This is a genomic window from Cellulosilyticum lentocellum DSM 5427, assembly GCF_000178835.2.
In the GTDB taxonomy this organism is placed as follows: domain Bacteria; phylum Bacillota; class Clostridia; order Lachnospirales; family Cellulosilyticaceae; genus Cellulosilyticum; species Cellulosilyticum lentocellum.
The window spans coordinates 2806910-2832321 of sequence record NC_015275.1; the positions used below are offsets into that span (position 1 = coordinate 2806910).

Sequence of the window (25412 nt, forward strand, 5' to 3'; positions counted from 1 at the left end):
CCTATTTCGATTATGATAATACAGTAAAATGAACCATTGATCATAAGATAAAGGAGATGCAAATGAGCGTATTAACTGTAAAAAATGTAACCCACGGCTTTGGGGCACGTAGTATTTTAGAAGATGTTTCTTTTCGTCTACTCAAAGGTGAACACGTTGCATTAGTTGGAGCTAATGGTGAAGGTAAATCCACCTTTTTAAATATCATTACAGGTAAGCTTATGCCTGATGAAGGAAAAGTAGAATGGTCCAATCGTGTAACAGCTGGTTATTTAGATCAGCACTCAGTTTTAGAACCTGGAACTACTATAAGAGATAATTTACGTCTTGCTTTTAATCACCTTTTTGAATTAGAAACAGAAATGTTAGGTATTTACGAAAAGGTAGCTGAAGTAGATGAAGCTGAAATGACTCGCCTAATGGAGGACGCAGCTGAAATTCAAAATATTTTAGATAGCAGCGGCTTTTATACGCTTGACTCAAAGATAGAAGAAGTTGCTCAAGGTTTAGGCCTGTCTGATATTGGTCTTGATCGTAAAGTAGATGAATTAAGCGGTGGTCAAAGAACAAAGGTCCTACTCACAAAGCTTTTACTTGAAAATCCAACTATCTTAATTCTAGATGAGCCTACTAACTATTTAGATGAAAATCATATTGAATGGCTTAAACGTTATTTACAAAATTATGAAAATGCTTTTATCCTTGTTTCTCATGATATTCCATTCTTAAATGAAGTATGCAACCTTGTTTACCACGTGGAAAATTGTGAGTTAACACGTTATGTAGGTAATTATGATGACTTTAAACGTATTTATGAACAACAAAAGCGTCAACAAGAGCAAGCTTATGAACGTCAACAAAAAGAGATTGATAAACTTGAAGACTTTATCGCACGTAATAAAGCGCGTGTTGCTACAACTGGTATGGCTAAAAGCCGCCAAAAGCAATTAGATAAAATGGATATTATTGAGAAAACTCATGAAAAGCCAAAACCTATTTTTAATTTCAAACCTTACAAAGCACCAAGTCGTTTCTTAATTGAAGCCGAAGACTTAGTTATTGGTTATGATGAGCCACTTACAAGTCCTTTAACTTTTAAGCTAGAACGTGGACAAAAAGTAGCTATTTGCGGTGTTAATGGTCTTGGTAAATCTACTTTGCTTAAAACCCTTTTAGGCATTATTCCTTCCTTAGGTGGTAAAGTAGAATTTGGTGAAAATGTGAAATATGGCTACTTTGAACAAGAAGATAGTCGTGATAACAGTAATACCGCATTAGAAGAAATTTGGAACCTTTATCCTTCTATGAATAATCATGAGGTTCGTACAGCTTTAGCTAAATGTGGTTTAACAACTGAACATATTACAAGTCCAATGAAAGTTCTTTCTGGTGGTGAAAATGCAAAAGTTCGCTTATGTAAAATCTTAATGGAAGAACTTAACCTTCTGATTTTAGATGAGCCTACTAACCACTTAGACCCAGAAGCAAAAGATGAACTTGAAAAAGCTATTCGTGAATTTAAAGGAACTGTAGTTCTTGTTTGCCACGAACCTTATTTCTACCAAAGCTTTGTAACAGATGTATGGAATGTAGAAGACTGGACCACAAAAGTCATATAATCACCATTCTTCATGATTCATTCTTACTTTCTAATTGCTTCACATGATTCATCATAAAAATAGACTTACCCCTATGAGGTAAGTCTATTTTTATTAGCTAGCTTCAAATTGACTATTATAAAGTTGTGCATAGAAAGTACCTTGTTTTAGGAGTTCTTCATGAGTACCTTTTTCAATAATATCACCATCTTTCATTACTAAAATAAGGTCTGCATCACGAATCGTAGATAAACGGTGAGCAATAATAAAACTGGTTCTTCCTTTCATTAAGTTTTCCATAGCTTTTTGAATAAGCACTTCTGTACGTGTATCAACTGAACTTGTGGCTTCATCTAAAATAAGAATTGTAGGGTCTGATAAAATGGCACGTGCAATGGTTAATAGTTGCTTTTGTCCTTGAGAAACATTACTTGCTTCTTCATTTAAAACCATGCGGTAACCATCAGGTAAGGTTTTTACAAAACTATGAACATGAGCTGCTTTGGCTGCTTCAATGACTTCTTCATCCGTAGCATCTTGTTTACCATAGCGTATATTTTCCATAATGCTACCATTATACAACCACGTATCTTGAAGTACCATACCAAATAAATCTCTTAAATCACTTCTTGTCAAATCACAAATATCATGACCATCAATTTTAATCTTACCAGATTGTAAGTCATAAAAGCGCATTAATAGCTTCACGACTGTTGTTTTACCAGCACCTGTAGGCCCTACAATAGCTACCTTCATTCCTGGTTTAACATCAGCTGAGAAGTCATTAATAATGATTTTGTCTTGATTATATCCAAAATGAACATTTTCGAAGGTAACTTGCCCTTCTGGATTTTCTAATTTCACTGGCGTACTACTTTCTACACTTTCTTCTTCCTCGTCTAAAAAGGCAAATACACGTTCAGCAGCTGCTGCTGTAGATTGTAATGTATTTGAAATACTTGCAATTTGTGAAAGTGGCTGAGTAAAGTTACGCATATATTGAATAAAGGCTTGAATATCACCAATACTTACTGTATTTTTAACAGCTAAAACACCACCTAAAATGCACACCAGCACATAGCCTAGATTGCCTATAAAGCCCATGATAGGCATCATCATCCCTGATATAAACTGAGATTTCCACGCTGAATGATATAGGGTTTCATTATATGCATTAAACTGCTTTATGGAATCTTCTTCTCCATTAAACGCTTTAACAACTACATGCCCCCCATACATTTCTTCTACATGCCCATTAATATGACCTAGGTATTCTTGTTGACTTCTAAAGTATTTTTGTGACTTTTTAACCACACCCATCACAAAGAACATAGAAAGTGGAATAACTACTAATGCTGCTAATGTCATAATCCAACTGATACTAAGCATCATTATAAAAACACCTATAACGGTTGTTACAGAAGTAATAATTTGAGTCAAACTTTGTCCTAAAGTTTGACTGACTGTATCTATATCATTAGTGATACGTGAAAGTACTTCTCCATGAGTATGCGTATCGAAATACTTTAAAGGCATACGATTAATTTTTTCTGTAATATCATTACGTAGTTTATAAGTTACTTTTTGAGATATACCTGTCATTACCCAGCCTTGAATGTAACTAAAAACTCCAGACAACAAATATAATGCTAATAAAAGCAATAAAATATCTCTAATTCTATTATAATCAATTACAAGTGGTTTGCCTGTTAAAGCTATTTTTACAGCATTTACTAACACATCAGTTGCATCTCCTAAAATATCTGGTCCATAAATAGAAAAGACAGTAGATGCAATAGCAAAAATCATAACCACTACAATTCCCACCATATATTTCTTTAAATAGTTGATTAATTTTTTCATGGTGCCTTTAAAATCATCTGCTTTTTCACCAGCACCCATGCCACCCATAGGTCCATGTCCACCCATAGGTCCTCTCGGTCTTTTATTTTCACTCATTGCCTAGTTCCTCCTTTGACAATTGTGATAATGCAATTTCCTTATACACCTCACATGTTTTAAGTAGTTCTTGATGTGTTCCTTTACCTACAACATGGCCCTCATCTAGAACAATGATTTGTTCCGCATGCATAATGGTACTAATACGTTGTGCAACAAGTAAAACCGTTGCATTGGTTACGTTTTTCTTAAGTTCTGCGCGAAGCTGAGCATCTGTTTTAAAATCAAGGGCAGAAAAGCTATCATCAAAAATATAAATCTGTGGTTTCGTTGCTAATGCTCTAGCAATAGAAAGTCGTTGCTTTTGTCCCCCTGACACATTGGTGCCACCCTGTGCAATCCCTGATTTCATGCCCTCTGGTTTTAAATCTATAAATTCTTTAGCTTGAGCAATGGTGGCTGCTTCTAAGAGTTCTTTTTCACTAGCATCTTTTTTGCCATAACTTAAATTACTTTCAATGGTTCCTGAAAATAAAATACCTTTTTGAGGAACATAACCAATTTGCTCTCTTAAGTCATGTTGAGCAATATCTCTAATATCCTTACCATCTAATAAAATACTACCCTCTGTAACATCATAAAAACGTGGTACCAAATTAATCAATGTGGACTTACCACTACCTGTTGCACCAATAAACGCAGTGGTTTCTCCTGGCTTAGCCACAAAGCTCACATCATGTAAAACAGGTTCCTCTGCTCCAGGATAGCTAAAACTTACATTTTTAAATTCTATAACACCTATTGCTTTTTCTATAGGTAAAGCATTTTTTTGATCTATAATCGTTAACTCAGTTTCTAATACTTCCGATACACGTCTTCCAGATACGGAAGCTCTAGGAATCATGATAAACATCATAGAAATAAACAAGAAACTCATAATAATTTGCATCGTATACTGCATAAAGGCCATCATATCCCCTACTTCAAGCTGACCTGCTCCTACGCGGTGTGACCCTACCCAAATAACTAAGACACTAATGAGATTCATTAAAAGCATCATAGCTGGCATCATAAAAGTCATGACACGATTAACAAATAAATTCACCTTCATTAAATCCTTATTCGCTTCATCAAAGCGCTTTTCTTCAAATTTTTGAGTATTAAATGCACGAATAACCAGCATACCTGATAAATTTTCTCTTACAATTAAATTCAGCTTATCAATTAAACTTTGTACTTTTTTAAAACGTGGTAATACAATAATAGAAATGACTACAATTAAGCCAATTAAAATAACCACAGCTAAAATAATAATCCATGACATCGATACATCTTTGGAGAGAGCTAAGATAATTCCTCCCACTCCCATAATCGGTGCATAAAACATCATACGAATCATCATTGTCACTAAGTTTTGAATCTGCGTGATATCATTGGTTGTACGTGTAATAAGAGAAGCTGTTGAAAACTTATCAAATTCTGCATTTGAAAAACTACTTACTTTTTCAAATACATGTCTCCTTAAGGTTCTAGCAACACCAGCACCTACCTTAGAAGCAATCAGACCTACCAAAATAGCTGCTATTACTCCACCTAATGAAATCAGAAGCATAATGCCTCCTGTTTGTAAAATAAAGCCATTGTCTTTCATCAGTATCCCTTGATTAATAATTTTTGACATATAATCAGGTAACGATAAATCACACATAGCTTGAGTAAATAATAAACCAACAGCTAACAATATATAACCTATATAAGGCTTTAGATATTTCATAATCTTAAGCATACCTCTTTGTTCCTCCTTTTAGTTTGTTTGTTTAGACTTCAAGCCTCTTTTTATAATGTCCATCTCAAATCTAAAAATCTCTAGGCATTCTTCTTTACTGGTTATATCATTCAAAAACTGTGTAAGTAACCTAAATAACATACCATTTATCATTTTACCTAAGTATTTAAATTCCTTTTCAGATGCTAGCCCTAGCTTTGCCCTGTCAATAGCTTCCATAACCGTTTTAAATCCTTCCATACAAGGATGCTCTTTATGGGTAGGAATCATTTTATTTTTCATTTTTTCATTCATACTCAAAAAGATATTTCTTTCTAACTTTTTATTCTCCTCTGCAGTCAGATGTTGAATATAGTCCTCAAAGAATTCCTCAACAGCGCTTAGAAGGTCTCCCTCTTTTTGAATGACCTTATTGGTAAAAGAAGCAAACTTCTCTTTTATCTCCTCTGCTGCAATTTGTGTAAATAAATCATCTTTATCCTCAAAGTACTGATAAAAACTACCCCTTGGTATATCTGCATCTTTAATAATACGTGCAATGGATGCTTCCGCCAAAGGCACTCTAGCAAACTCTTTTCTAGCTGCGGCGCTAATAAGTTCCCTTTTTTCTGGTGCTAAATTATAAAAAGTTTTCTTTGGCATTTTCTATCTCCTTTCTCCATGTCACACCGTCTCATTAAGTCAAGGTCTCATTACCTTATTTTCTCTCCCCAGGTAATGTGACAATGTGTCATATCTCATTATTATATATGACACATTGTCATATTGCAACTTATTTAAACTTGAAAACCCTTACAAAATAGTGTTTACCGTTTTGCTATTTTTATTGCTTTTTACTAACTACTTTTATTTTTCCACAAAAAAATAAGATAACTTACCCAATCTTCTTCTTAAGTAAGCTATCTTATTTATTTATAGTCCCTCATTATAGTAGAGCCACACAATGTGACTATATCACTTCATTTATTTTCTTAATCATCATCAATGCTTGGTTATCATCTACTTCTAATTCGTCATGAATAAAACCTGGCTCAATGTAAAAAATACCTCTGCCATCTGGTTCATAACCCCTTTTAGCTAGTAAATGTTGGGCTGCTTCATAAGCTTCAGAAAGGCCCACTCCTATAGCACAATACTGACTTTTAGCTGCTGCTCGTTTTTCTAATTCATCCATGAGTCTAGAAGCAATTCCTTGATTTCTAAAACCCTCTCTTACATGAAGCTCTTTAATAACCGGAATATGCTCTTCTTCTAATTCTTCATCATTCCAGTCTAGTTTAGCATAGCCAGCCAGTTCCCCATTATATAATGCTATAATGAGTTCGCTTTCACCTGAAAGCATTTCTTCGTAATAGGATGTATAAGTAGAATGGTTTGTATGCATAAAGGTCTTCTCTAGTAACTGACTATCTGCACTTTCCATATCTCTAAGTATAATATCCCCTTCAATATCCATTAGCTTCCTCCTATTTTTGTATCATACAACTCACATCTTTTATTATACCGGTTTTAGGTGATAATGCAAGTTATCCTAGCTAATCCCAATAAACTTTTCAATAACGTGTGCAACACCATCTTCATCGTTATTCTTAGTAATATAATCAGCAGCTTCTTTTACTTCATCAAAGGCATTACCCATAGCAACACCTAATCCTGCAAATTGAATCATATCTAAATCATTACCTGCATCACCTATACAAATCACTTCTTCTTGTTTAATGTGAAGATATTCTGTCAAGGCTTTTACACCAGTTCCTTTACTTGAAGCTTTATTTAAAAACTCTAAGAAAAATGGTGCACTTCTTACAACTGTATACTTTTCAAAGATAGCCTGTGGTATTTTCTTAATAGCTTCTTCTAATACTTCTTCAGGATCAATGAACATAATTTTAATAATGTCTTCTTCCTCTGAAACCGTGTCAAAGTTAACTTCATGTACCTCAATCCCATTGATGCGCCCTTCTAATTGTGAGTACTCATTCATACGTGGGGTAATGCAACCTTGGTTTGAAAAAGCATGAATGTTAACCCCGATAGTTTTTGACAAGGCATAAAGTTCTTTTAAGTGGCTGCCTCTTAAAATATTCTTAGAAATAATCTCTTTCGTGCAAGCATTTTGAATCACACTACCGTTAAAACTCATTACATAATCATCTTTTGAATCTAGTTTAAGTTCTGTTAAATAACGTTCTAGCCCTTCTATGGGTCTACCAGAAGCTAATACAATTTTAACACCTTTTTGGACTGCTTTAGCAATTACTTTCTTTGTTCTATCTGAAATCGTTTTATCTTCTCTAAGTAAGGTACCATCCATATCTATTGCAATTAATTTATACATATTTTCAACTCCTATAATTTTCTATCTCCATTATAACAGTTTTTTCTTTGATTTTTAGTGGTAATTCTAACAAACTTTTCTCTTAGCTATCATTTTCTTACAGCTAATTCTCCAAAGGCACCTCAAAATAAGGCAGCTTTACTTTCAGCTGTTCCTCTAAAAAGGCTTTCATCTCTTGAGGTACGATTAGCTCACATTTTCTTGTAACAATACCTTTTCCTTTATAATCTACTTTTAAAATAAGCTTTTCTCCTCTTGTTACCCATCTATAAGCTACAATATTTTCCCAATTCATAGCGATGAACTGACGCTTACTTAGTAATCCTCCTTGAAGTAAACACCACATCGTATGAGGCGTATATTCTAATACATAATAATTAATTAAATACACCACAACTCCACCTAATAAGAGGTACCCATTTAGTTGACCCACAATACACCCAATGACAATATACCCACTTATAGCCACTAATAAAATCCATGATAAATGATTGCTCATACTATGAAATACACCTAGCTCCTCTTCTACTACCCATTCTGCTACTTTACAAAACTGGTTATAGCGCTTTTCACCTTGCCTTTTACTACTTGCTATGGCTGCTAAAAATAAAATGACAATAAAACCCAAAAGCATTTGATTCATGTTTTTTCCCCTTTACTTTGCTTAAAGTATGTAAATTATTCTTTTATTGTAATCTAACTTTCATACTTTGACAAATAAACAGGTTATACATTAGTCTGTTGCCATAATTTCTAATCCTTCATAAATAGTATCTATAATACTCTCAAAGGAACTTCTTACCCCTTTGACATCCCCAGGTAAATTAATAATTAGCGTATTTCTTCTAATCCCTGAAACACCTCTAGAAAGCATGGTTCTAGAATTATATTGTAAATGATAACTTCTTAAAGCTTCACTAATACCTGGCACTTCTTTATCTAGTACACCTTGAGTAGCTTCTGGCGTAATATCTCTTTTTCTAAAACCAACACCACCTGTTGTTAAAACAAGATCAACTTTTAAATCATCACAAAGCATAACTAAAGCTTCTTGAATACGATCAATTTCATCTGGTATAACAATATAGTATTTGATTTCAAAACCTCTATCCTTTAACATAAAATCTAGTAAATGGCCACTTTCGTCCTCCTCTTTACCGCTTGCTAAACCATCACTCGTTGTAATAATCCCTGCTGTAAATACTTTTCTTTCTTCTTTTTCTTTTTTCTTTGCTTTATTTTTTCCCATTTCCTTTTCCCCCTTGTTATAATCTGAAAAACAACAAAGGCGAGAAAGAGACGCTACGTATAGCATTCTTTCTCGCCTTTGAGATATTCATATATATTTTAGTATTGTATGCTTATTATTCCAAATTGTCAATACCATTTTACAACAATAAATGACCTTACACTAGGTAAGGCCATTTATGCCGCCAATATCGTTGCTTTATTTTACTCTTTATCCAAGCACAACTTCTACTTGGTGAGTCTTACCATCTTTAAAGTCAGGGATGATATTACCATTAATAACCTCACCATCTACTACTAAGCTCTTTACGCCTTTTGATACATGGTTTGGATTTTGGATACTAATTTCATAGTTAGCACCTTTAAATTCTCTCATAATCTTATAACCATCCCATGCTTTTGGAATACATGGATCCACTTTTAAGCCTTTATAATCTGGTTTAATACCAAGAATCCATTGTGAGATAGTGATAAAATTCCATGCTGCTGTTCCTGTAAGCCAAGAGTTCTTAGCTTCACCATGACGAACAGCATCTTTACCTGCTACCATTTGAGAGTATACATATGGTTCTGTTTTATGAATATCGCTCTTTTCTTCAAGGTAAGCTGGTGCAATTTTCTTATAAACTTCAAAGGCGCGATCTCCACGACCAATAACTGTTTCAGCACAAGCAATCCATGGGTTATTATGGCAGAAAATACCTGCATTTTCTTTATAACCAGCTGGATAAGTAGAGATTTCTCCCATTTCAATGTGATAAGTTGTAAATGCTGGATTATTAAGAACTATACCATATTCTGTATCTAATCTTTCTTTAACAGAATTAAGTGCTTTTTCAGCTTCGCCTGTTTCTGCTCCTACACCTGCCATGACACAGAAACCTTGAGATTCAATGAAAATCTTACCTTCTTCATTTTCATTACTTCCGATTTTATTACCATAGAAATCATATGCACGAAGGAACCATTCTCCATCATACCCATGTGCTAGGATATTCTTCTCCATCTTTTCAACTTCAGCAGTTGCACGAGCAGCTTCTGCTTCATTGCCAATTTCCTTGCAAAGTGCTACATACTCTTTACCGATCATCACATACATACCAGCGATGAAAACGGATTCTGCAACACCACCTTCTTGATTTTCTGTTGTTTGGAAAGACTCTCCTGGTGTGTTAGAGAAACAGTTAAGATTCAAACAGTCATTCCAGTCAGCACGACCAATTAGTGGAAGACCATGAGGTCCAAGGTTATTGGTAACATGATCAAGAGATACTCTTAAGTGATCAAATAAAGTAGCTTTGTTATTTTCATCATTATCAAATGGTACCATTTCTTTAAGAATATCTAAATCACCAGATTCTTTGATATAAGCAGTTGTTCCTAAGATTAACCATAATGGGTCATCGTTAAAACCACTTCCGATGTCATTGTTACCTTTTTTAGTAAGTGGTTGATATTGATGATAGCAACCACCATCTTCAAATTGAGTAGACGCAATATCAATGATTCTTTCTCTCGCTCTTTCTGGAATTTGATGAACAAATCCAAGGAGGTCTTGGTTAGAATCTCTAAATCCCATACCACGGCCAATACCTGATTCAAAGTAAGAAGCACTTCTTGACATATTGAAAGTAACCATACATTGATATGGGTTCCAGATATTAACCATACGATTTAATTTTTCATCATCACTTTGCAGCGTATAATGAGAAAGAAGTTTATCCCATGAACCTTTAAGTGCTGCAAAAGCTGCTTCTACAGCTTCATCAGTTGCAAAACGAGACATTAATGCTTCTGCTGGTTTTTTATTAATGATTCCTTTAGACTCCCATTTTTCATCTTGTGGATTTTCAATATAACCTAAAGTGAATACAAATACTTTTTCTTCTCCTGGTGCAAGCTCTACATTGATTTGATGTGCAGCTACTGGTGACCAACCACTTGCTACAGAATTTTTACATTCACCATTCATGACGCTGTCTGGTGCTTCAAAACCATTATAAAGACCAACAAAGCTGTCACGGTCTGTATCATAACCATCTACAGGTACGTTAACAGAATAGAAAGCATAATGATTTCTTCTTTCTTTGTACTCTGTCTTATGATAAATGGTACTACCTACAATTTCAACTTCACCTGTACTAAAGTTTCTTTGGAAGTTAGTTGTATCGTCTTGTGCATCCCATAAACACCACTCAATGAATGAAAACAACTTAAAGTCCTTTTTAGCATCAGAAGTATTTTTTATTTTAAGTCTATGTATTTCAGCATTTTCACCATTTGGCACAAAAGCAAGCTGCTCTACGCGAATGCCATTTCTTTCTCCTGTGAAAATAGAATAACCTAAACCATGACGGCACTCATAAAAATCTAATTCTTTCTTTACAGGCTTCCAAGTATGTGACCATACATCACCATTATCGTTAATGTAGAAATAACGACCACCATTATCAATAGGCACACTATTATATCTGAATCTTGTTATTCTTCTAAGCTTTGCATCTTTATAAAAAGAATAGCCACCACTAGTGTTAGAAATGAGTCCAAAAAAGGCTTCGTTTCCTAAATAATTAATCCATGGATAAGGTGTTTGTGGGGTAGTAATAACATATTCTCTTCTCGCATCATCAAAATGACCATATTTCATAGACGACTCTCCTCGCTTCTTCAGTTTATTATTTCCTAAGCATAATTTTATTTCAAATACGCTGAAAGTAAATGGAGAAAATTGCTTGTCTTTTTCATAAAAATTTACACATTTTTTCAAACAATTTTTAAGGTAGTTATTTTACTTTTTAAATAAATAATAACCCTGTTCTTTATTCTCCCAAGTTACAAGTTGTTTATAGAGCTGTGTTTGTTTAAAATCTTCCTTGGTATAAGCTAATCTAAAATTACCTTCTAATTGCCCTGGAAATAAATTCTTAGCATTATAGTTACCAAAAACGTGCATTAATCCTAGATTAATCACTACCATCAAATCATGTCCACAACATACTTGCCATTCATCATGATGTCTTGCTTTTAATTTTTTTACCTCTTTACTTATTACACTACTCTCCGTTTCTTTTGCTTTTTTACTTTCAAAAAGAACATAATCTATAAGTCTTGATAAATCCACTTGCAAGGTTTTCGTATCTATAAACTTTTCAAATTCCAGATTAGAAAAACGAAGGCCTAGTTGTTCCTTTAACGAATACCATCTTAAATAACCAATAAGTGCTACCTGTTTTATTAGGTAATCCCTAATAGGCATTTTAATGTGGGATTCGAATTTCATATATTTTTCTTTATCTCCATATTCGATACATATATTTTCAAAAGCATTAGACTTAATAAGCATACATTCTAAATCATGTCCATCTGTAACAAATACATTAGGTATCACTTCTAACTCTGGCTCTAAACCATCGAAATCTCTATCTGTAATTCCTAAAATACCCAAAGCCTTTTCCTCATTAAATACTTTAATACATGCCTCTACATTTTGTTTACTATCTGCTATAATCACTTCACAACAGCTAGGATCAATAAACTTACTATATAGTCTAAAGTCTGTAATTCCTTCCACTACCAAAAAGCTTTTATCTTTTTTCCCACTTCGTAGCATCTTAAGCTTAGTCACTAATCTGGTTGCACTCATATACTGCTTCATCAGCATTCCTCCAAACCAGTTGTTAAGTCCCATCTTCCATTAATGATATCTGGTGAATGTGTAGCAATAATTAATTTCACCTTCGTTAAAGTTGCAATAGCTTCCATATCTTCAAGGAAGCTCTGTTGCCATGCAATATGCAAAGAAATCTCTGGTTCATCTATTAAGATAATTGCATTAGCAGGTGATTTAAATAAGAGTTTAAAAAGCAAAATCAGTTCATTTTGCTCTCCTGAAGAAAGTTTATCTGCTCGTAATTTTTCCTTTGTAGGTACTTTAAATACAAAACCATCCTTCATATTGACTTCCATGACTTTATAAGAAAATCGCTTATTAATTAAAGTAGCTAATAAATTAATTTTAGTTGCCAAACTTTCAAAAGCTCTTAACTTTTCATGACTATCTTCAATATATAAAGTTAGCACTTTAAGAATTTTTTCATCTACTTGTGAAAGTTCTTCTGGTAAAGCTACTGGAACATTGGAAAAAAGCCCTGCACTTTCTAAAATGGTTCGTTTTTTCTCTAATTCTTGTAACTGCTCCCTTATCTCTTCTATACTTAGGTAAGATGCTTCTGTATCATTAAGGCGCTTAATCAGACGATTAGGAAAACTTCTATCTAACTCCTGTCCACAATAATTGGACTGTGCTAAAGCTTCTCTCATTAATTCACTTAATTCTTTAGCATACTCTAATACAGTGGGTAAAAACATGTGGGCAGCATCTGTATATTCCTTTTTCTCTAGCCATAGACGATCTGCATTAATTAAATAAATGGGCATTTCTTTAGTAATGCTTTTTAAACGATTTAAAATAGAAGCACTTAATTCAGCATTTTTGTCTAGACCTACTTGATAGGTCTCTTCAAATTGACCACTAATAAAATGATAGTACATTTCATTATTTTCCTTATAGACTTCCACTGTAATAGCTGGATCACAAACAATGATAAAACGTTTAAAGGGAATCTGCTGCAGTTCATCAATATAACCTTCTAAAATAGCTCTAATTAACTTCAAAATCGTTGTCTTACCATATCCATTAGGTGCATGAATAATTTTAAGACATTCCTCCTTATCAAAAGCAATGTCATAGTTATGAAGCCCATACAAATCTGTTACTTTAATATTTGTAATCAACATGCTACTCCCTCCCTATTATATGATAAGTCTATTATACCAATAAATGCTAAAAAAATCCTACTTTATCAAAATATTTAACCAACACTTGAACAATAAAAAAGCTCGTAAGTCAACAAATTTACTGTTGCTTACAAGCTCTTTATCTTAACTATTTCTTTTCAAAAATCAAAGTGCTACCATCCATATCCAATTGATTCTCTACAATTGAACATTCTATTACAACCCTCATGTAAAAAGGAATTAAGCCATCGCTTAACTCCTTAATAACAATTAAAATTCTGCTTGACCAGTCGTTCTTGGGAATGGGATAACGTCTCTAATATTAGTCATTCCTGTTAAATACATAATTAAACGTTCAAACCCTAAACCAAATCCTGCATGACGTGTACCACCAAATCTTCTTAAATCTAAGTACCACCAGTAATCTTCTTCTTTAAGACCAAGCTCTGCCATACGCTCTAAAAGAACCTCTAATCTTTCTTCCCTTTGGCTACCACCAATAAGTTCCCCAATACCTGGTACTAAAAGATCCATAGCCGCTACAGTTTTACCATCTTCATTCATTCTCATATAGAATGCTTTAATTTCTTTTGGATAATTAGTAACAAATACTGGCTTTTTAAAGTGTTCTTCTGTTAAATAACGTTCATGTTCTGTTTGAAGATCACATCCCCAATAAACTGGATATTCGAACTTTTTACCACATTTTTCTAAAATTTGAACAGCTTCTGTATAAGTTACACGTCCAAAGTCAGCTGATGCTACACCTTGAAGTCTTTCTAAAATACCTTTGTCAACAAATTGATTAAAGAACGCCATTTCCTCTTTTGCATTTTCAAGTACATAATTAATAACAAATTTCACCATATCTTCTGCTAAACGCATATCGTCTTCAAGATCTGCAAAAGCAATTTCTGGTTCAATCATCCAAAACTCTGCAGCATGTCTTGGTGTATTAGATTTTTCTGCTCTAAAAGTTGGCCCAAAAGTATAAACATCTCTAAACGCCATAGCAAATGTCTCTGCGGAAAGCTGACCTGATACTGTAAGACTAGCCATTTTACCAAAGAAATCTTCTTTAAAATCTACTTCACCATTTTCTGTTTTAGGAGGATGCACTGGATCTAAAGTTGTTACTCTAAACATTTCTCCAGCACCTTCACAGTCACTTGCTGTAATCAGTGGTGTATGTGCATATACAAAGCTTCTTTCTTGGAAAAACTTATGAATAGCATAAGCTGCTAAAGAACGTACTCTAAAAACAGCACCAAAGGTATTTGTACGTGGTCTAAGATAAGCAATTTGTCTCAGGTACTCAAAAGAATGTCTTTTCTTTTGAAGTGGATATTCAGGTGGGCATTCACCTTCTATTACTATCTGTGTTGCTTTTAGCTCAAAGGGTTGCTTTTGGTTAGGTGTCATCACAAGATCACCTGTAACGATAATGGCTGCTCCTACTCCTAGTTTAGCCACTTCTTTAAAGTTTTCCAGTGTGTCCTCGAATACAATTTGAAGTGATTTAAAGAAAGTTCCGTCATTCACCTCGATAAACCCAAAAGTTTTTGAGTCTCTTACAGTTCTTACCCAGCCTGCCACTGTTAAGTTGGTTGGTTGTACCTCACTAGTACGCTGATACAGTGTTCTGATAGATGTTGTTTGCATGATGCTATGCCTCCTTATTTTAAACTCTTCTACTCTAATCACATAGTAAGCCTATGGCTTTACTCCAAAACTATGTGTATGGATATAACAAAAAAGCTTCGTCCCTCTTCAAAGGGACGAAGCTTGTACTCCGCGTTACCACCCTAGTTAATTACCAAAAGGTAATTCACCTCAAAAAGATATATCGGTCTTTACCCGGCTAAGCCTACTCATTGCCCGTAGCATTTTCGATTAGCAACTCCAAGAGGTTCTTCACGCATTAGATTCTACTAGCTTCCACCTACCGCTAGCTCTCTGAAAGTCATCTTAATGGCTACTCTTCTTTTCATCGTTATAACTATTTAACTGCTTAACATTATATGAAGTTTCTAGTTGTTTGTCAAGTTCTAGCTTTTATAAAAAACATGTTTAAAATTTTCCCATATCAGAGATATAATAATGACCGATGATCTATTCAATCGCCCTTTTGACATTGTCTTGTTATTTCATACATACAAATGCTTGTTGCTATCGCTGCGTTTAAAGATTCAGCTGCTCCTGGCATAGGAATAATCACTGTATGATCACTTGCTTCTTTTACACGTTCAGAAACGCCATTACCTTCATTGCCAATAATGATTGCTACCTTTTCCTCAAAAGTAACATCATAAATAGGTTTTGCACCAGGTATGAGCGCTGTTGTATATAAAGTAACACCTTTTTGTTTTAAGAAATCCATATAAGTATCTATCTCTTCTTCTATTACAATAGGTACATGAAATAACGAACTCATTGTAGATCGTACTACTTTGGGACTATAAAGGTCTACAGAACCTTTGGTAATGAATACCCCTTTAAAATCAAAGGCATGTGCTGTTCTAATAATGGTTCCTAAATTTCCTGGATCTTGTAAATTTTCTAGTACTAAATAATGGCCTGCTTCAATATTGAAGTGTACTAAATCATAGGTTGGCATATAAGCAACTGCCATAGCACCTTGAGGAGATTGGGTATCACTTATACTATTATAAATCTCTTTAGACACCTCTAGCCTTTCCTCTGCCTTTACTGCTCCTAATTCTTTTTCATCTACTTCAGACGTTGTAATAAGATATTTGATTTTAACATGACTAGGAATTTCTTTTACCCCACGTATACCTTCAATAACAAATAAACCTTCTGACTTACGTGCGCTTTTCTTTTTTTGTAATTCCTTTATGTTTTTAATCACATTATTTTGAGGACTTGTTATTTGCTTTTTATTCATGCCTTTTAGCTTCCAATTCTTGAATAGATTTATTATTACCCACTACTACCAATAAATCATTTTCTTCTAAAATGTAATCTGGTCCAGGGGTTACATTAATATCCCCGCCTCTTTCAACTGCAATAATATTAATACCATATTTAGCACGGATATTAACTTCTTTAATACTGTGACCTCTCCATTGTGGTAAAATAGAGATTTCCATAATACTATAATCACGTGAAAGCTGAATATAATCAATAATATTACCAGCTATAAGATTGGTAGCAATACGTTTACCCATATCTCTCTCAGGCAAAATAATACGATCTGCTCCTATTTTCTCTAGTACTCTTTGATGAATTTCCGTACTTGCTTTAGCCACAACATAAGGAATACCCATTTCTTTTAAAAGCAAAGTAGTCATTATACTAGATTGCATATCTTTACCAATTGCTACAATAGCCACATCGAAATTACGAATGCCTAATGAACGTAGGGTATCAATGTCTGTCACCTCTGCTTGTACTGCCTGCGTGACTACAGGTGAAATATCTTGCACCTTTTCTTCACATCTGTCTACACCCATTACTTCGTAGCCCGCATCTGCTAGTGTAGTCGCTAGACTACTCCCAAATCTCCCTAGTCCAAACACCACAAATTGTTTTGCTTTCACAATAATCCTCCTCTATTATCCAACCATAACCTTTTCTTCTGGATATTGAATGTTTCCTTTATTTTTACTTTGTCTTACCATAAGGGCCATAGCCATTGTAATTGGTCCTAATCTTCCAATAAACATAACGATAATAATCGTAATCTTTCCTGTTATACTTAATAATGGTGTAATGCCTAAGGTCGTACCAACAGTGGCAAACGCCGATATGGTTTCAAAAAGAATTTCCATAAAAGTAAAGTTTTCAGATAAACTTAATATGCCTACAACAGTAAATACAACCATAATAGAAATCATAATAATTGTTAATGCACGTGTAATAATTTGAAGAGGTATTCTTCTTTTAAAAACAGTTGTTTGTTCATTACCTCTAATGGTTGAAATGGCACATAACATCAGTACCCCTACAGTAACTGTTTTGATCCCTCCTGCTGTACCAGCAGGTGAACCACCAATAAACATGAGCAATATTGTCACTAGTTTTGAAGTGTCTGTTAAACTAGCCAAATCCACCGTATTAAAACCAGCTGTACGGGGTGAAACAGATTGGAACATAGCCGCATATATCTTTTCTTTAAAAGTTAAAGGCCCTAAGGTTCCTGGATTTTTATATTCTAAAACAAATATCACAATAAATCCAATCAAAAGTAAGCTTATCGTTAAAATCCATACTAATCTAGTATGCACAGACATTTTGTTAAACGCTTGTTTCCACTTAAAATGCTTAGGCGCTTTTAATTTTCCTCGAATCATTTTATACGTATCAATCCATACACTAAATCCAAGTCCACCTACTACAATCAGTGACATAATAACTAAATTAACTATACTATTTCCCACATAAGGCGTTAAACTCCTGGTTCCTATTAAGTCAAAGCCCGCATTACAAAAAGCGGAAATTGAATGGAAAATAGAATAAATAATACCTTTTATAAAACCATAGTCAGGAATAAATGCAAAGCATAATAAAAATGCACCTATTCCTTCTACCAGCAATGTTCCTTTTACAATATGCGTAGTAAAGCGAACAATCCCTGCAGTTGTATTGAAATTAAGCGCTTCTTGCATAATAAGCCTATTTTTAAGGGTAATCCTTTTTCCTAAAACAATAAATAACATACTTACTAAGGTCATAAACCCTAGTCCACCAATCTGAATACAAAATAAAATAACCGTTTTCCCAAAGCTACTCCAATGCATAGACGTATTCACTACTGTTAAACCCGTTACACACACCGCTGAGGTAGTGGTAAACAAAGCATCAATCAAAGACGTTGCTTCACCATTTGCCGCACTAATAGGTAATGACAATAGCAAAGTACCTAAAAGAATAACTATCAAAAAGCCACCTACCAAAATCTGAGCTGGATGAAGATTCTGTCTTTGTATAAAGCCTCGCTTTACCTTAATAAACCCTGGTGCCTCACTCTGTTTCATGTCTTTCTCTCCTTAAACTAGCAACTGAACTTTTTACTTATTTTATACTATATTTCTAAAAATATCTACCTTGACTTCATTTTAATTACATCTATGCCTAAGACCCACTAAAAGCAGCAAGGGACTATCTTATAGATAGCCCCCTGATTTATTATGCTTTATGTACTACGCCATTATAGATATAGCCATTTCTACCATCTACAGTAATAACAGTAGCATTTTTAAGTCCTTCTATAATCCCATTAGCCCCAATAATAACGGGAATATCTAAAGTTCTCCCAACAATTACGGCATGATTATTTTCTTCAAGTGCACTTTCTTCTACAACAATAGCACTTGCTTTTTTCATATAAGGTAAATATTCGTTGCTCGTTTTATGAGCTACTAAAATATCTCCTTGTTTAAAATATTGATCCGCTTCGTCTAATACTTTAATCACACTGGCGCGTGCTGTGATAGACTTATTGCCGAAACCCACACCTTTAGTAAGTACGTTTCCCACGTATTGAACCTTCATAATATTACTTGTACCTTCTGCCCCTAATGGTACCCCTGTTGATAAAACCACTACATCACCTTGCTCAGCAAGTTTAAGCTCTTCAACTTTTTGAACCGCTAATGCAAAAGTTTCATCTGTAGAAGCCCCTTCTTTAGGTGTAATCAGTACAGGCGTACAACCCCAAACTAAGTTAAGCTGTCTAAGTACTCTTTGATTATTGGTACAACCTACAATACGACAGTTAGGTTTAAATTTAGAAATAGAACGTGCTGTATAGCCGGATTTCGTAATACTAATAATACATGCAGCATCTAATTCTCTAGCAGTATTACAGGTTGCATGACTTACTGCATTAGTCATACTAATACCATAGTTTTTACTCACTAAAGCTTCCTGTTCTTGTTTCGCTACAACAGCTTCTGCTGTCATAGCAATCTTAGCCATCGTTTGAATAGCTTCTAAAGGATAATCCCCTTTAGCTGTTTCTCCTGAAAGCATGATAGCACTCGTACCATCAAAAATAGCATTAGCTACGTCGGTTGTTTCTGCTCTTGTAGGTCTAGGATTACGAATCATAGAATCTAGCATTTGTGTTGCTGTAATAACAGGTTTACCTGCTTTATTTGCTTTTTTAATAAGTTCTTTTTGCACGATAGGTACTTCTTCTGTAGGAATTTCTACACCTAAGTCACCTCTAGCAACCATGATTGCATCTGCTACTTCGATGATTTCATCGATGTTATTGACACCATCTCGATTTTCGATTTTAGCAATAATTTGAATATCACTTCCGCCTGCTTCTTCTAGCACTTGACGAATTTTAATAATATCAGCAGCACAACGGATAAAAGAGGCAGCAATATAGTCAAAGCCTGCTTTTGGTGCAAACTCTACGTCTGCAATATCTTTTTCTGTAAGTGCAGGTAAATTAACAAATACATCAGGAATATTAACCCCTTTTCTTGAACCTAATACACCACCATTAACGACACTACATTCAATGTCAGTATCCGTCAAATTTTTGACACGGAGTTCAATGAGACCATCGTCAATTAAAATACGACTACCTCTTTTTAAATCAAAAGGCAAATTTTTATAAGTCACACTTACACGCTTGCCGTCACCTTCAATTTCCTCTGTTGTTAAAGTAAAACTATCTCCAATGTTTAACTTATGGTCTAAGTCATCTTTCATGACACCAGTTCTAATTTCTGGACCTTTAGTATCTAGAATAAGAGGAATAGGTTTTCCAAGCTCTTCTCTTACTTTAATAACACGTTTAACGGTTTCTCCATGAATTTTATGATCATCATGTGAAAAATTGATACGAATCGCATCAGCACCTGTTTCGATGATTTTTCTTATATTGTCTACGTCTCTGGTCTTAGGTCCTAATGTACAAATAATTTTAGTTTTGCGCATTGCTGCCTCCCCTGGTTTATCCATCATTAATGTAGTTAAAAACTATCCTTTTTTACAACTATACAAGTAATTCGCTTACTTTATACATATATTCGTCAATATTTTTCTTCATTGCAAGCGCTTCATTAATGTCATAATCCACATATTCACCTTTTACATAAGCAACTACTCGTTTTGCTTTACCTTCGCAAAGTAAATCTACTGCTTTTGCACCCATCATAGAAGCATGTACACGGTCCACTGCTGTTGGTGAACCACCTCTTTGAAGATGCCCTAAAATGGTTGCACGTGTTTCGATACCTGTTACCTGCTCTACTTTCTTAGCAAGTGCTTCAGAGCCGCCTACACCTTCAGCTACAATAATTAAGCAGTTCTTTTTGCCATGGTGTTTATTTTCAAGAATTTGTTTGATAATTTGTTCATCTGTTAAACGTTCTTTTTCTGGAAGAAGTACCATTTCAGCACCAGAACTAATACCACACCATAAAGCAATATAACCTGCATTTCTTCCCATTACTTCTACAATAGAACATCTTTGATGTGAAGTTGAAGTATCACGAATTTTATTAATAGCATCCATTGCTGTATTAACAGCTGTATCAAATCCAATAGTATATTCTGTACAAGCAATATCAAGGTCAATTGTTCCTGGAATACCGATTGTGTTGATTCCTAAATTAGCAAGCTTTTCTGCCCCTTGGAAAGAACCATCTCCACCAATAACAACAAGACCGTCAATACCAAATACTTTACACATTTCAGCACCACGTGCTTGACCTTCAGGTTTGACAAATTCTAGACAACGTGCTGTTTGTAGAATTGTACCACCACGTTGTACAATATCAGATACACTTCTTGGTGTTAATTCTACTACATCTCCTGCTAGTAACCCATTATAGCCTTTATTAATACCCATCACCTTAATACCACGTGCACATGCTACGCGTACTACTGAACGAATGGCAGCATTCATTCCTGGTGCATCACCGCCGCTTGTTAACACGCCGATTGTGTTAATTTTTTACTCATAAAATAACCCCCTTATGGTTGTTTTAATTTTCACTTTTTCCTTGTATATAACCGGTTGATTATTACAAAGAAATAAGACTTGTTTTCAAAGCTACTAACCTTTTTTATTTTACTTAAAACATGTTTAAATAGCAATACCTTATCCTTAATTCTTAATAGTCACACGCTCTTTTCCTAATAAATTTGTTATTTTTTTTACAAACTCGTCACAAATTTGTACATTATATTTAGATGGAAAAGCTTTTTGTGCACCATCCTCGCTATTTTGAACGATAATTTTAGTTTTTCCCTTATAATTTTGGAATATGTGCAGTAATTCCTCTCTCACTTCTTTTGTTCTTTGGTCTGCATCAAGTTCTAAAAGGATGTAAGACTCCTCTTCCTTAGGCTTAGTGAGTATTTCTAAAGTAGTCATCTCTTCTGCTAATATAACCGCACTCGTTTCTTCCTTTATAGAAATACGTCCTTTTATGACAAATACACTGTCCTCTGGAAAAGTAGTAAACTGTTCGAAGGAATTAGGGAAGACTACTATTTCCATAACTCCTCTAGTATCCTCTAAAGTTAAAAAAGCCATTTTTTTATTTTGTTTTGTAAAGATTACTTTTTTCTCTATAAGAATACCACCTACTACTACACGTTTACCATCATAAATTTGTTCTTCTTCTGTTTCTTCTTCCTCACTTGGGGGTGCTAACTGATCACTGGTTAAAGTAATATAACGTTCTAAGCTGCCTCTTACCTTATCTAAAGGATGCCCACTGAGATAGATTCCCATGACTTCCTTTTCATAATTTAATAGCTCTTTACTATCAAACTCAGGAATGTCCGGTAAATGATCCTTATCTTCTACAACTTCCTCGCTGCCCAAACCAAATAAGTCTATTTGCCCCTGAATATTGTTTTTACGATTCAAGTTAATACCATTGGCAATTTGTTTGTAAACAGCCATATATTGACTACGTCTACCGCCTAAATGATCAAAGGCACCCGCTAAGATAAGACTTTCAATACTTCGTTTATTAGTATCCTTACTTTCCATACGATTATAAAAATCTGTCAAGCTTTTGAATCGGCCGTTTCGCTGCCTCTCTTCTACAATGCGATCAATCACATTTTTGCCTACATTTTTAATAGCAGCTAGTCCATAAATAATCTTGTCACCATTGGCATCAAAATAAGCATGTCCCTCATTAATATCTGGTGATAGTACCTCAATACCCATTCGCTTACAAGTCTCCATGTAACCAGTAATCTTGGTGGTTACATCCATAACCGATGTCATAAGCGCTGCCATAAATTCAACTTTATAATAAGTTTTCAAATACGCTGTTTGATAAGCAACTACAGCATACGCCGCTGCATGTGATTTATTAAAAGCATACTTTGCAAAGTCTACCATTTCGTCAAAAATCTTATTACCAATCTCTGCTGGAATATTATTTTTGACACAACCTGGTACACTATCGCCATCACCATATAAGAAAATTTCACGTTCTTTATTCATCACATCAATTTTCTTTTTACCCATAGCACGTCTTAAAAGGTCACTTCGTCCTAGGCTATACCCCGCCAAATCACGCACGATTTGCATAACCTGTTCTTGGTACACAATACAACCATAAGTGTTTTCTAGAATAGGCTCTAAAGCGGGGTGGGTATAGGTAATACTATTAGCATCTCTCTTACCTTGTACATATTTAGGAATAAAATCCATAGGTCCTGGACGATACAGAGAAACTCCAGCAATAATATCTTCTAAACAAGTAGGTGCCAGTTCCTTCATGAAGTTCTTCATACCAGCGCTTTCTAACTGGAAAATACCTTCTGTATTTCCCGAAGCAATCAGTTCATAAACCTTTGGATCATGATCATCTATTTTTTCAATATCAATATCTATGTCGTGATTCTTTTTCACTAACTTAACAGCATTATCAATAACTGTTAAAGTACGAAGACCTAAAAAGTCCATTTTTAAAAGTCCTAATTCTTCTAGTGTCGTCATAGGATACTGAGTTGTTACAACACCTTCGCTGGCATTAAGTGGTACATACTCTACAACAGGTTTATTGGAGATAACCACTCCTGCTGCATGCATAGAAGAATGGCGCGGAAGCCCTTCTAACTTCATAGACGTATCTAATAAATACTTAATTTGCTCATTGGTATTATATAGCTCTCTTAGCTCATCATTCATATTCAAAGCTTTTTTAATGGTAATCTTAAGCTCATTAGGAATCATCTTAGCTACTTTATCCACATCTGCATAAGGCATATTAATGGCACGACCTACATCTCTAATAACAGCTCTTGCTGCCAAAGTTCCGAAGGTGACAATTTGTGCTACTCTGTCTGCTCCATACTTACGAATAACATACTCTATGACCTCTTGTCTTCTTTCATAACAGAAGTCAATATCAATATCGGGCATGCTGACACGTTCTGGATTAAGAAAACGTTCAAAAAGCAATTGATATTTAATAGGATCGATATTGGTAATCTCTAAGGTATAAGCTACAATACTACCAGCTGCTGACCCTCTTCCTGGTCCTACTGGAATATCATGATCTTTTGCGTATTTAATAAAATCTCCAACAATAAGGAAATAATCGACAAAGCCCATTTGAATAATAATGCCCAACTCATATTCTAAGCGTTCCTCAAGTTCTGGGGTAATGGTTTCATAACGTTTTTTAAGACCCTCATAACAACGTTCTCTTAAAAATGTTTCTGCCGTCTTTCCCTCTGGTACATCAAACTTTGGTAATTTCAGTTCATGGAAGGTAAAGTCCACATGACAACGCTGTGCTATCTTATTGGTATTCTCTAAAGCTTCCTCTGCATAAGGAAAAAGCATAGCCATTTCACTAGGACTTTTCAGGTAAAACTGTCCACCTTCGTAAACCATACGATCTTCATCTTCCATGGTCTTCCCTGTTTGGATACAAAGAAGCACTTCATGTGGATTAGCATCTTCATCCTTAATATAATGCACATCATTAGTAGCTACAATAGGTATTCCTGTTTCTTCAGCCAAACGAAGTGTAAGCTGATTAACTTTTTGTTGATCTTTAATCCCATGGTCTTGTATTTCTAAAAAGAAGTTACCTTTTCCCATAATCTCTTCTAAGGTAAGAGCTGCTGCTTTAGCTTCTTCATAGTTATCATTTAATAATCTTCTACTCACTGGTCCTGCAAGACAGGCCCCCAAAGCAATAAGCCCTTCATGATGCTCACGAAGAAGCTCTATATCTATACGAGGTCTTCTGTAAAAACCTTCTATAAAACCACTAGAAACCATTTTGATGAGGTTTTGATAGCCTTTATTATTCTCGGCTAGTAAAACCAAATGATAAGATCTAGCATCTACTGGCTCTTTATCAAAACGAGTACGTGCAGCTAAGTAGACTTCACATCCAATAATAGGGTTAATGTCTCTTTGTTTCGCTGCTTTGTAAAAATCTATTGCACCAAACATCACACCATGATCTGTAATAGCAACACTGTCCATTCCCAATTCTTTTACACGATCCAGTAAATCATTAATTTTAGCTGAACCATCTAATAAACTATATTCAGTATGCACATGGAGATGGGTAAAATTAGTTATCATCACCTACTTAACTCCTTTCTCTTTTCTGTCCTCATTATAACATAGATGTAAATGGCAATATAGCTCTAAAAAGCAAGAAAGAGGTAGGTTATAAAACCTACTCCGTTTTATAACCTACCCCGCTATTATATCGCTATTTAGTTTTATAAACCTAAAGATAATGAAGAATGAAAAATCAATAAT

18 protein-coding genes and 1 other annotated feature are annotated in these 25412 nt (G+C 34.6%); of the genes, 1 reads left to right on the forward strand and 17 read right to left on the reverse strand.

The window, feature by feature from the left end; genetic code table 11:
- Window positions 1–62: 62 nt before the first annotated feature.
- Window positions 63–1619 (forward strand): ABC-F family ATP-binding cassette domain-containing protein, encoded by a 1557-nt coding sequence (locus CLOLE_RS12905; RefSeq protein WP_013657564.1) that lies wholly within the window; start codon window positions 63–65, stop codon window positions 1617–1619.
- A gap of 93 nt (window positions 1620–1712) precedes the next feature.
- Here the strand turns inward: CLOLE_RS12905 and CLOLE_RS12910 are convergent, their stop codons facing one another.
- The 17 genes from CLOLE_RS12910 to CLOLE_RS12990 form a co-directional block, all read right to left on the reverse strand.
- Window positions 1713–3557, reverse strand: a complete 1845-nt coding sequence (locus CLOLE_RS12910; RefSeq protein ID WP_013657565.1) for an ABC transporter ATP-binding protein — start codon at window positions 3555–3557, stop codon at window positions 1713–1715.
- Window positions 3550–5283 (reverse strand): ABC transporter ATP-binding protein, encoded by a 1734-nt coding sequence (locus tag CLOLE_RS12915; protein WP_013657566.1) that lies wholly within the window; start codon window positions 5281–5283, stop codon window positions 3550–3552. The genes CLOLE_RS12910 and CLOLE_RS12915 overlap by 8 nt, the downstream gene beginning before the upstream one ends.
- An 18-nt stretch (window positions 5284–5301) precedes the next feature.
- On the reverse strand, window positions 5302–5925 hold the full coding sequence (locus tag CLOLE_RS12920) for a TetR/AcrR family transcriptional regulator (protein ID WP_013657567.1): 624 nt from the start codon (window positions 5923–5925) through the stop codon (window positions 5302–5304).
- Between the two features lie 307 nt (window positions 5926–6232).
- Complete coding sequence (locus CLOLE_RS12925) at window positions 6233–6739, reverse strand: GNAT family N-acetyltransferase (RefSeq protein WP_013657568.1); 507 nt, start codon at window positions 6737–6739, stop codon at window positions 6233–6235.
- Window positions 6740–6814: 75 nt separating this feature from the next.
- Window positions 6815–7621 carry a sugar-phosphatase gene (gene yidA, locus CLOLE_RS12930; RefSeq protein WP_013657569.1) on the reverse strand — a complete coding sequence of 269 codons (807 nt, stop codon included), beginning with the start codon at window positions 7619–7621 and terminating at the stop codon, window positions 6815–6817.
- Between the two features lie 103 nt (window positions 7622–7724).
- The gene (locus tag CLOLE_RS12935) at window positions 7725–8264 is read right to left on the reverse strand and encodes a hypothetical protein (RefSeq protein ID WP_013657570.1); all 540 of its coding nucleotides are present in this window, start codon (window positions 8262–8264) and stop codon (window positions 7725–7727) included.
- A gap of 90 nt (window positions 8265–8354) precedes the next feature.
- Complete coding sequence (locus tag CLOLE_RS12940; RefSeq protein WP_013657571.1) at window positions 8355–8870, reverse strand: MogA/MoaB family molybdenum cofactor biosynthesis protein; 516 nt, start codon at window positions 8868–8870, stop codon at window positions 8355–8357.
- Window positions 8871–9080: 210 nt separating this feature from the next.
- On the reverse strand, window positions 9081–11516 hold the full coding sequence (locus CLOLE_RS12945) for a GH36-type glycosyl hydrolase domain-containing protein (RefSeq protein WP_013657572.1): 2436 nt from the start codon (window positions 11514–11516) through the stop codon (window positions 9081–9083).
- A gap of 141 nt (window positions 11517–11657) precedes the next feature.
- A complete protein-coding gene (locus CLOLE_RS12950; protein WP_013657573.1) occupies window positions 11658–12524 on the reverse strand; it encodes a DUF4435 domain-containing protein in 867 nt (288 codons plus the stop codon).
- A complete protein-coding gene (locus CLOLE_RS12955; protein ID WP_013657574.1) occupies window positions 12524–13666 on the reverse strand; it encodes an AAA family ATPase in 1143 nt (380 codons plus the stop codon). The genes CLOLE_RS12950 and CLOLE_RS12955 overlap by 1 nt, the downstream gene beginning before the upstream one ends.
- Window positions 13667–13936: 270 nt before the next feature.
- Window positions 13937–15328: an asparagine--tRNA ligase gene (asnS, locus tag CLOLE_RS12960; protein WP_013657575.1), complete on the reverse strand. Its 1392-nt coding sequence runs from the start codon at window positions 15326–15328 to the stop codon at window positions 13937–13939.
- 109 nt (window positions 15329–15437) lie between these two features.
- Window positions 15438–15666, reverse strand: a binding site (T-box leader).
- 116 nt (window positions 15667–15782) lie between these two features.
- Window positions 15783–16574, reverse strand: coding sequence for a TrmH family RNA methyltransferase (locus CLOLE_RS12965; protein WP_013657576.1), 792 nt, complete (start codon window positions 16572–16574; stop codon window positions 15783–15785).
- Window positions 16567–17229, reverse strand: a complete 663-nt coding sequence (locus CLOLE_RS12970; RefSeq protein ID WP_013657577.1) for a potassium channel family protein — start codon at window positions 17227–17229, stop codon at window positions 16567–16569. Before CLOLE_RS12970 ends, CLOLE_RS12965 begins: the two co-directional genes overlap by 8 nt.
- Before the next feature lie 15 nt (window positions 17230–17244).
- The gene (locus CLOLE_RS12975) at window positions 17245–18666 is read right to left on the reverse strand and encodes a TrkH family potassium uptake protein (protein ID WP_013657578.1); all 1422 of its coding nucleotides are present in this window, start codon (window positions 18664–18666) and stop codon (window positions 17245–17247) included.
- A 151-nt stretch (window positions 18667–18817) separates the two neighbouring features.
- Window positions 18818–20587, reverse strand: coding sequence for a pyruvate kinase (gene pyk / locus CLOLE_RS12980; RefSeq protein ID WP_013657579.1), 1770 nt, complete (start codon window positions 20585–20587; stop codon window positions 18818–18820).
- Between the two features lie 58 nt (window positions 20588–20645).
- A complete protein-coding gene (gene pfkA / locus CLOLE_RS12985) occupies window positions 20646–21590 on the reverse strand; it encodes a 6-phosphofructokinase (protein WP_013657580.1) in 945 nt (314 codons plus the stop codon).
- 171 nt (window positions 21591–21761) lie between these two features.
- Window positions 21762–25229 carry a DNA polymerase III subunit alpha gene (locus CLOLE_RS12990; RefSeq protein WP_013657581.1) on the reverse strand — a complete coding sequence of 1156 codons (3468 nt, stop codon included), beginning with the start codon at window positions 25227–25229 and terminating at the stop codon, window positions 21762–21764.
- Between the last annotated feature and the right edge of the window lie 183 nt (window positions 25230–25412).

What these genes read in the sequence shown, in the direction of transcription:
- CLOLE_RS12905 (WP_013657564.1), top strand. Translation starts at nt 63, where the DNA reads ATGAGCGTATTAACTGTAAAAAATGTAACCCACGGCTTTGGGGCACGT.
- CLOLE_RS12910 (WP_013657565.1), bottom strand. Translation starts at nt 3,557, where the DNA reads ATGAGTGAAAATAAAAGACCGAGAGGACCTATGGGTGGACATGGACCT.
- CLOLE_RS12915 (WP_013657566.1), bottom strand. Translation starts at nt 5,283, where the DNA reads ATGCTTAAGATTATGAAATATCTAAAGCCTTATATAGGTTATATATTG.
- CLOLE_RS12920 (WP_013657567.1), bottom strand. Translation starts at nt 5,925, where the DNA reads ATGCCAAAGAAAACTTTTTATAATTTAGCACCAGAAAAAAGGGAACTT.
- CLOLE_RS12925 (WP_013657568.1), bottom strand. Translation starts at nt 6,739, where the DNA reads ATGGATATTGAAGGGGATATTATACTTAGAGATATGGAAAGTGCAGAT.
- yidA (WP_013657569.1), bottom strand. Translation starts at nt 7,621, where the DNA reads ATGTATAAATTAATTGCAATAGATATGGATGGTACCTTACTTAGAGAA.
- CLOLE_RS12935 (WP_013657570.1), bottom strand. Translation starts at nt 8,264, where the DNA reads ATGAATCAAATGCTTTTGGGTTTTATTGTCATTTTATTTTTAGCAGCC.
- CLOLE_RS12940 (WP_013657571.1), bottom strand. Translation starts at nt 8,870, where the DNA reads ATGGGAAAAAATAAAGCAAAGAAAAAAGAAAAAGAAGAAAGAAAAGTA.
- CLOLE_RS12945 (WP_013657572.1), bottom strand. Translation starts at nt 11,516, where the DNA reads ATGAAATATGGTCATTTTGATGATGCGAGAAGAGAATATGTTATTACT.
- CLOLE_RS12950 (WP_013657573.1), bottom strand. Translation starts at nt 12,524, where the DNA reads ATGAAGCAGTATATGAGTGCAACCAGATTAGTGACTAAGCTTAAGATG.
- CLOLE_RS12955 (WP_013657574.1), bottom strand. Translation starts at nt 13,666, where the DNA reads ATGTTGATTACAAATATTAAAGTAACAGATTTGTATGGGCTTCATAAC.
- asnS (WP_013657575.1), bottom strand. Translation starts at nt 15,328, where the DNA reads ATGCAAACAACATCTATCAGAACACTGTATCAGCGTACTAGTGAGGTA.
- CLOLE_RS12965 (WP_013657576.1), bottom strand. Translation starts at nt 16,574, where the DNA reads ATGAATAAAAAGCAAATAACAAGTCCTCAAAATAATGTGATTAAAAAC.
- CLOLE_RS12975 (WP_013657578.1), bottom strand. Translation starts at nt 18,666, where the DNA reads ATGAAACAGAGTGAGGCACCAGGGTTTATTAAGGTAAAGCGAGGCTTT.
- pyk (WP_013657579.1), bottom strand. Translation starts at nt 20,587, where the DNA reads ATGCGCAAAACTAAAATTATTTGTACATTAGGACCTAAGACCAGAGAC.
- CLOLE_RS12990 (WP_013657581.1), bottom strand. Translation starts at nt 25,229, where the DNA reads ATGATAACTAATTTTACCCATCTCCATGTGCATACTGAATATAGTTTA.